Source organism: Peribacillus sp. P4_C12 (assembly GCF_056402095.1).
Genome location: NZ_JBFUIB010000173.1, coordinates 1 through 7271, shown reverse-complemented (window position 1 = coordinate 7271; position 7271 = coordinate 1). Strand labels below are relative to the sequence as shown.

9 protein-coding genes are annotated in these 7271 nt (G+C 36.8%); 3 read left to right on the top strand and 6 right to left on the bottom strand.

What is annotated here, in order from left to right:
• The coding region (locus tag AC1DUW_RS17630; protein WP_477643086.1) for a glutaredoxin family protein at window positions 1-172 on the top strand (172 nt) is incomplete at its 5' end.
• Window positions 173-289: 117 nt separating this feature from the next.
• Here the strand turns inward: AC1DUW_RS17630 and AC1DUW_RS17625 are convergent.
• The 4 genes from AC1DUW_RS17625 to AC1DUW_RS17610 all read right to left on the bottom strand — a co-directional run bounded on the left by AC1DUW_RS17625 (window position 290) and on the right by AC1DUW_RS17610 (window position 4539).
• On the bottom strand, window positions 290-775 hold the full coding sequence (locus AC1DUW_RS17625) for a DUF3993 domain-containing protein (protein WP_053345150.1): 486 nt from the start codon (window positions 773-775) through the stop codon (window positions 290-292).
• A 195-nt stretch (window positions 776-970) separates the two neighbouring features.
• On the bottom strand, window positions 971-1198 hold the full coding sequence (locus AC1DUW_RS17620; RefSeq protein WP_053345149.1) for a hypothetical protein: 228 nt from the start codon (window positions 1196-1198) through the stop codon (window positions 971-973).
• Between the two features lie 73 nt (window positions 1199-1271).
• The gene (locus AC1DUW_RS17615; RefSeq protein ID WP_053345148.1) at window positions 1272-2477 is read right to left on the bottom strand and encodes an EAL domain-containing protein; all 1206 of its coding nucleotides are present in this window, start codon (window positions 2475-2477) and stop codon (window positions 1272-1274) included.
• 202 nt (window positions 2478-2679) lie between these two features.
• Entirely contained in the window at window positions 2680-4539 is a 1860-nt protein-coding gene (locus AC1DUW_RS17610; RefSeq protein WP_477643085.1) for an SLC13 family permease, read from the bottom strand.
• A gap of 155 nt (window positions 4540-4694) precedes the next feature.
• Here AC1DUW_RS17610 and AC1DUW_RS17605 point away from each other — a divergent pair, with 155 nt between their 5' ends.
• Window positions 4695-5555 (top strand): metallophosphoesterase, encoded by an 861-nt coding sequence (locus AC1DUW_RS17605; RefSeq protein WP_053345146.1) that lies wholly within the window; start codon window positions 4695-4697, stop codon window positions 5553-5555.
• 177 nt (window positions 5556-5732) lie between these two features.
• On the opposite strand, the gene crcB is transcribed toward AC1DUW_RS17605, so the two are convergent.
• Together crcB and AC1DUW_RS17595 are read right to left on the bottom strand one after the other, a co-directional pair.
• Window positions 5733-6095, bottom strand: coding sequence for a fluoride efflux transporter CrcB (gene crcB / locus AC1DUW_RS17600; protein WP_477643084.1), 363 nt, complete (start codon window positions 6093-6095; stop codon window positions 5733-5735).
• A complete protein-coding gene (locus AC1DUW_RS17595; protein ID WP_053345144.1) occupies window positions 6092-6472 on the bottom strand; it encodes a fluoride efflux transporter FluC in 381 nt (126 codons plus the stop codon). The genes crcB and AC1DUW_RS17595 overlap by 4 nt, the downstream gene beginning before the upstream one ends.
• Before the next feature lie 163 nt (window positions 6473-6635).
• On the opposite strand from AC1DUW_RS17595, the gene AC1DUW_RS17590 reads away from it, so the two are divergent.
• Window positions 6636-6965, top strand: coding sequence for a hypothetical protein (locus AC1DUW_RS17590; protein ID WP_377372455.1), 330 nt, complete (start codon window positions 6636-6638; stop codon window positions 6963-6965).
• The last annotated feature ends 306 nt before the right edge of the window (window positions 6966-7271 follow it).

The window sequence follows — 7271 nt, the reverse complement described above, 5'->3', positions numbered from 1 at the left end:
CTTTGATGATAACAATATCGAATATAAAGAAAAAGATATTAAAGCAGATGGGAATGCACGTAAGGAACTAACAAATAAATATGGCGCTTATTCCACGCCAACTGTCGTAATTGATGGAAAAGCTATTATCGGCTTTGAACTTGACGAAATCAAAAATGAACTGAATATTTAACAACAAAAAGTCTAAAGAAGGCCTGAACCTCCTTTAGACTTTTTCCTACTTTATATTCCCCCATCTTCTTCAAATAGTTTAGGCGACTACAAAAGAAGCTTTTGTTTGGTGTGCACTTTATTTTAGATTTTCACTTTCATACCTCACGTCCGCTACCTTCCATTCATTATTCACTTTTTTCAAAGTAACAGATTCAACATGTTTACCCGTTGAAACAGGTCCATCCTCTGATACTGGGAATTCTTCCTGAACATAAATGAATTCACCGCTCTTACCATATACGACTTTTGTATTCTCATCGTAACTAAAAAACGGGATATAATAGGGAGCAAAATCAGATCCATATGCAGTAAACCCTCCATTAACTTTCACCACATTCGCTTCTACAAACTTCTCGATGAAATCCTCGGAGAAATGGGTATCCAATTTCTCTTTAATTGCTTTTTTCGTGCGTACTTCCTCACTGATTGATCCTTGATTTACCAGTGCCTCCTGTACAAAAGAGAGCACTTCCTCTCTATGTAAGCCCTCCGCAGAAACTGTGAACCCACCCCCTAAAAAAAGAAAAGCACCCGCCATGCACGCAATTAAATATTTCCTCATACTATCATCTCCTAGTTATAGATTGTCTTCGAATGGATATGTTTATTGTCTATGCTTTTCAATACCCAAACAGAACAAAGCCAAACTACAAAAAATTCTAGATCAAAGAGCATTCTGAAACCTAATTAAACGTGTCTTACTTTTTTGTATTAAAAAAAGAAGATTTCATTGTACTGAAATCCCCTTCTCACTCTTTTATTGAAATGCATAGTAAAAAATAAAACCGGCAATTAAAATTGTTCCAATGAAGAGAGAAACAAAAACCGGGTTCCTTAAATAAGGATGTTCTTTAACAGATTCATCGATACTTGAATCATATCTCCCTTTTACTTTCTGTGTCTTTGCTACAGAATATGTATAAAAGAGCAGATATAACGCCATGATTATTACGACTATAAGTAGAATCCAGATATACGTGCTCAAAACATGTCTCCTCCAAGCGCATTATTTTTGCTTATCGTTACACATTTTGAGCAATTATATACACTAGTTGTTTTTATAACAAGGCTTCATTTTCGTAAAGATAGCTATATGATAGATCAAAAAATATGTATTCCTTATTGTTCAAGGGATAAGAAAAGGTTCGAATGGTTTCTCCTGTTTCAATATCACTGTATAAATCAGATAGAATTCCTATTTTTTCATTGCGCATCTTGACAATATTTTCTAGAAAATAAGGTCGCCAGCTCCAATTTTTATTCATATAATTAGGCTGGACTATCCATTGCCCATCCTTATTAAGAATATTAGGGGATTTTTGATATCCCTCTTCATCACAAATATAAAGACGGAATCCTATTGAATCTAATTTTCTTGCCAAAATCCCGAGAAATTCTTCATGTGAGCCAACCCGCTTTTGCTGTTTTAAAAAGTTTTGCATATTTTCGTTGAATTGCAAAGTCTTTTGATAAACAGCTTCCAGCTTTTTTGTTTCCAATGAAATAAAGGACTGGCATTCTTGATGGAATTTTTCACGAAGTAAATCTTTATTAATGAACTCGCCGTCCGGTTTAGCCAAAAAATAACCTTGATAATAACGGCCTCCGTTCTTCCAAGCAAAGCGGAGCTGGTACTCAGACTCAATGTTCTCAAACAATAAATTGGCGCCGATTTTACGAGCAAGCATGCTTAGAGAAAAAAGGATGACCTGATACGCATCTCCACCTGAAATACGGAGTTGGTTTAAGTTAACTTTTAAAATATTCGGAGAAATCTGTGCAATTTGATCAAGCTGGGTATCTTTCCCTAAATGATCGAAAGCTATTTTGATGCCATATGTTTTAAAGTAAGCGAGAACATGTTGTAAAGGATCAAAGTTTTCCGCACTGATAGTGTCTGATAATTCCAGAACAATCCGATGCATTTCTTCAGGTTGAAAATGACGATGCAAAATCTCCATGAACTCTTCTCCATGATCTAGCATAAGCATATTTGGATCTCTGTTAATAAAGATAAGAAAGTCTTCCCCATAGTCTTTTATTCTTTCAAGGGCTATTTCTAGAACGTAATTATCCACTTCTACTCTATACTCTTCCGGCACAGAAGAATCGTGAAAAAACGTGCCAAGACTTTTATATTCTGACTGTTCCTCATAGCGTCCTAAAATTTCATACCCGATAACTTGATGCTGATCTGCGCTGAAAATCGGTTGAAAGAATGGTGTCACCCTATCTAAATTCTTTAATATTTTTTCTGCATCCATGATGTATTCCTCCTAATTACGAAACACCAATATGCAAAAATTATACCATTAGTTTCTATTGTTGATAATAAATAATTTTTATTCCTACCCAATAACTCCTTTTTATTTTAGTAATATTTTCAGCCTCCTAGTTGTTTTCAAATAAAAAAAAGATTTCCAATGAAAAAAGGCATTGTCCATTTACAGAACAATGCCTTATGCATTAAAACGGAAAAAACCATGGAATCGTGATGACCATAATAACACCGATAAAGACTTGTATGGAAATCCCAATCAGGATAAAGTCCTTATACTTATAATCGCCTGCTGTCATGACAAGGGCATTTGTCGTAGCAACCCTTGGAGTGGATAACGACAGACTGCCTGCAACAGCAAGACATAGAAACACAGGAACAGGATCAATTCCTTGATTCACCGCGGACGTTAAAGCAATAGGTGCCATGATCACTGTCGCTGCTCCATACRGGATAAACTGGCTTAAAATTAAAGTCAGGAGATAAAAAACAGCTAATACACCATGTGCACCGATATTACTGAATAGCACTGCCAGCCAATCACTTATCATTCTCACGCCACCAGTATTGTCCAATGCAGCTGTTATTCCAAACATAGCTGCAATTAATAGAACAGGCTCCCAATTTATCTTTTGATAGGCATCTTCCATAGAACGGACACAGCCGGTGACTACCATCAACAAAGCAGCCGTCAATATCGATAGAACAGCAGGAATAGACTCTATCGACAAAAGAATGACCATTAGTGCAGTAATGCATAAAGCAATCCATGCTTTAGCCTTAGATTCGACTGTTAATCCATCTTCTGAGGTGCTGCCTATAACAATAACATCCTGTAAATCCGAGGAGATCCTCTCGATGTTTTCCCATTCTCCATGTATCAGAATTGCATCGCCAGGTTTTAGCCGTTCAGTACCAACATCCGCTTGAATATATTCACCATTCCGATTAATTGCCAATACATTACATTGATATTTTTCACGAAAATGAACGTCAATTAGTGTCTGATTCTCATAATCTGAATTCGGAACAATCAAAATTTCAGTCAATCCAAATCTACTGCTTAGAAAATGTTTTTTTATTTGTTCAGTATTAAAGTGTTTAAACTCTAGTTCATAGTTAAGCGCCAATCTCTCAACAGATTCTTCTTCTCCAAACACCAGAATAATATCATCAGGATGAAGTACTTCATCCGCTCTTGCCGATATCGTTAGTTGTTTTTGCAGCAGCGGCAATTGTTTATCTTTTGGTTTCCGCTGAATTTCTATCAAAGTTAATTCATACTGAATAGGAAGCTGTAGGTCGGACAACCTTTCTCCAACAATATCGGAAGTAGCAGGTATGTGCAGATAGTGCAAACGGTCATACACTTTGTACATACCAGCAAGTTCCCCTGCAGACAACCCTTTTACACTATTGTTGGCTGCAATTGTTTTTTCCGGAAGTAACAGACGGCCAAGCGTTAACATAAAGAATAGACCCGATGCAAAAGCGATTAAGCCTATTGGTGTAAAATCAAAGAAAGATAAAGTTTCTATACCGTTTTGCTTTAATACATCAGCTACAATCATATTGGAGGGTGTTCCAGTCAGTGTTARCAGCCCACCAATACTGCATGCATAGGCAAGTGGCAATAAATACCTTGTCGGGCTAGTTTTTTGTTGTAAAGCCATACTCATTACGAGCGGGAGCAAAATGGAAACAATACCTGCGCCACTTAAAAACGCACTTAAAATTCCTGCCGTCACCATGACAATTAACAGCGATTTCCATTCACTTCCACCACAAAAGCCTAACAGCTTATTTCCCGCTTTCTCTACAATTCCTGTATTTAACAGACCAGCCCCTACGATAAATAATCCCGCAAGCATTATTACGACTTGATTCGCAAACCCAGCTATAAGTTCATCCAATGTAAGTATTCCCAGTAATCCCAATATTGCTAGTGCACCAAGTGCAATTAAATCCGCGCGAAATTTTCCTTGTATAAAAAGCGCAATTGCGCATAGAAGTATAATCAGTGTAATAAACATTGGTTCGATCATCATGTTACCTCCGTATAGATGTTCAATTTAAAACCGGATATTCTTAAACTCCAGTTTACATGTTTTTCATATGCGTATAGAAGATATTTTCTTCATTTTATGTATATTGTTTGTTAATATGAGGAAGTAACATTTTAAAATTAGATAGGTTGATTAATTTGAGTGAATCCATTTCCCGAAGAACATTCTTAAAAAAAGGCCTTCGCACTTTGGCTACCGTAACCGGATTAAGTATTGGCGGAGGGTATTATGCCCACAATGTGGAACCAAAATGGTTAGAAATCAAGCATAACATTATCAGCCACCCTCTTATCCCAAAAGGTTTTCATGGTATGAAAATGATTCAATTCAGTGACACTCATTTAGGCTTTCAATTTCAGCTTAATGATTTACAAGCAATTGTCAATAAGATAAACCAATTAGATCCGGATGTTATTTTATTTACCGGAGATTTAATGGACGAGCCTAATAAATACAATGCTCAACAGAAAATCCCGCCTGTTTTAAATCAGCTCAAAGCGCCTCTTGGAAAGTTCTGCATCTACGGTAACCATGATCATGGGGGGTATGGCTCTGAGATATACAGCGATATCATGAAGAAATCCCATTTTACCATGTTGCAAAATACCTCTACTAAGATTTCATTACTAACGGCTGAAGAAATTTACATAGCCGGGGTAGATGATGCGATGCTTGGACAACCAGATTTTGAAAAAGCCCTTTCAGGAATTCCAGAAGAAGTGTACGTCATTATGCTTTCGCATGCTCCTGACCTTGCTGACATATCAAGTAAGTTCAACATCAAATATCAAATAAGCGGTCACAGTCATGGAGGCCAAGTACAAATTCCTTTTGCAGGAGCCCTTGTCACTCCTCCATATGCAGAAAAGTATCGTGAAGGCACGTATGAAATTGATTCGTTAACGTTACATGTTAATAGAGGGCTTGGCACAACTCGGCTTCCGTATCGTTTTCTTTCACGTCCTGAGTTAACAATTTATGAATTTCAGTCAGAATAGTGAGATGAAAAGTTCACAGAGGAAAGTCGCCAGACTTATTAACAAAACCTGTGCGAAGAAAACAACTGGTTACTCTTAATTATTCCTAATGTATCCTTTTGAATTATAGCATTAGAAGAATAATTGAAAAACCAGGATTTTTTTACCAGAAAGACATGGAGTAAATAAAATAAAAAGTTATATCATACTTAAATAGCCACATAGGAAAGTACCAATACAACCTAAAACCGACACTGTTACATAGATAAGACTTTCTATGTAACGGTGTTTTCTTATAAGTTCGAGCGTTTCCATACTGAATGTGGAAAATGTCGTAAATGCTCCTAAAAAACCAATTGTAAGAAAAGATTGCAACGATAAAGCCCAATCTTCTTTATTAGGAAAGATGATTCCTAAACCAAAAGAGCCTATAAGATTAATCAGTAAAATACTAATAGGGATGGAGCCTATTGGCAACAGCTTATTAAAAATAATTTGTAATACATACCTCGAGGCAGCACCCAAAAAACCTCCAATAAAAACTGAAAGAACCTGAATCAAACGGTCTCACCTCTTCGTCTATCAAAAAAGCTCAGTCCCAGAAAACCTGCAATTAAACCAAATAAAACCGTGGCTCCCAGATACATTCCTGTAGAAATCAAGGATATCTGCAAAAGATTCACTATTTCCTGTGAAAATGTAGACATCGTGGTGAATCCCCCACATAGCCCACTGCCCAAGGCTAAAAAAACAAGCGAATTTTTCTTTGTGGCAAAATAGCCGTTTAACAATCCAAGTATAAAGCTTCCTACTATATTAATTAAGAGGGTTCCAAATGGGAAGAAGGAATGGGCAGTTGTCAAGATAACTAAATAACGCAGCAACGCTCCGACTGCTCCTCCAAAACCTACGGCCAAAACACTTTTAAACCGTAACATTGTAATCACCTCAAATTTTTTCTCACAAGTAGATTCATTATAACAGATTAAGATGATACAGGCTCTTTTCTGAAAAAAAACCATACTATGTAAAGAATTTGAGAAAAGGAGGCTATTTATGCAAACACAGTATTTTCCTTACTACCCCTATCCACAAACTATAATGCTACAGAATGAATACCGAAATGCATACACGAATGAATACGGAAATGAATATGGACCTGAACATTGGAATGACGAACGATTCTTTCCTTTCTTTCCTTTATTAGCGCCTGTTGCTTTTGTTGCAGGATTAGCAATAGGCCCCTTACTATTCAACAACCGTCCGTACTACCCGCCATATCCTCCTCCCTATCCGCCCGCTTATCCTCCTTATCCTGCTTATCAAGGTTTTCAGGGCTATCCGCAACAATTTGGAGCACAGGCTGGATATCCGCAACAATTTGGAGCACAGGCTGGAGTGTCTGAAAATATTAATATATACACACATTAACGATTGCACAGAAGGCGTCATGAAACGCCTTCTTTTTTCTTTTCCATATGGTTGGTACAACCTGTTTCTCTAGTCCCCATTCTTAATGAATGATTGGTGTGAAATAGAATTTTACTTCCTTATATATTTTGAAGTGGTATAATATGAAAGGCATAGATGGTAAAGTGTTGGGAATGGATTGTCATCCCCTAGAGATGTAAATGCATTTATTTCATATTATAATCAGGCTCGTAGGCACCGTCTCTATTTATTATTACTATAAAAGCAGGAAATTATTGAAGGAAGCCTGTTTCTTTCCTTCTCACC

Excerpts from the sequence above, each read along its gene's own strand:
- AC1DUW_RS17615 (WP_053345148.1), bottom strand. The coding sequence starts at position 2,477 with ATGGATGCAGAAAAAATATTAAAGAATTTAGATAGGGTGACACCATTC.
- AC1DUW_RS17595 (WP_053345144.1), bottom strand. The coding sequence starts at position 6,472 with ATGTTACGGTTTAAAAGTGTTTTGGCCGTAGGTTTTGGAGGAGCAGTC.
- AC1DUW_RS17590 (WP_377372455.1), top strand. The coding sequence starts at position 6,636 with ATGCTACAGAATGAATACCGAAATGCATACACGAATGAATACGGAAAT.
- AC1DUW_RS17625 (WP_053345150.1), bottom strand. The coding sequence starts at position 775 with ATGAGGAAATATTTAATTGCGTGCATGGCGGGTGCTTTTCTTTTTTTA.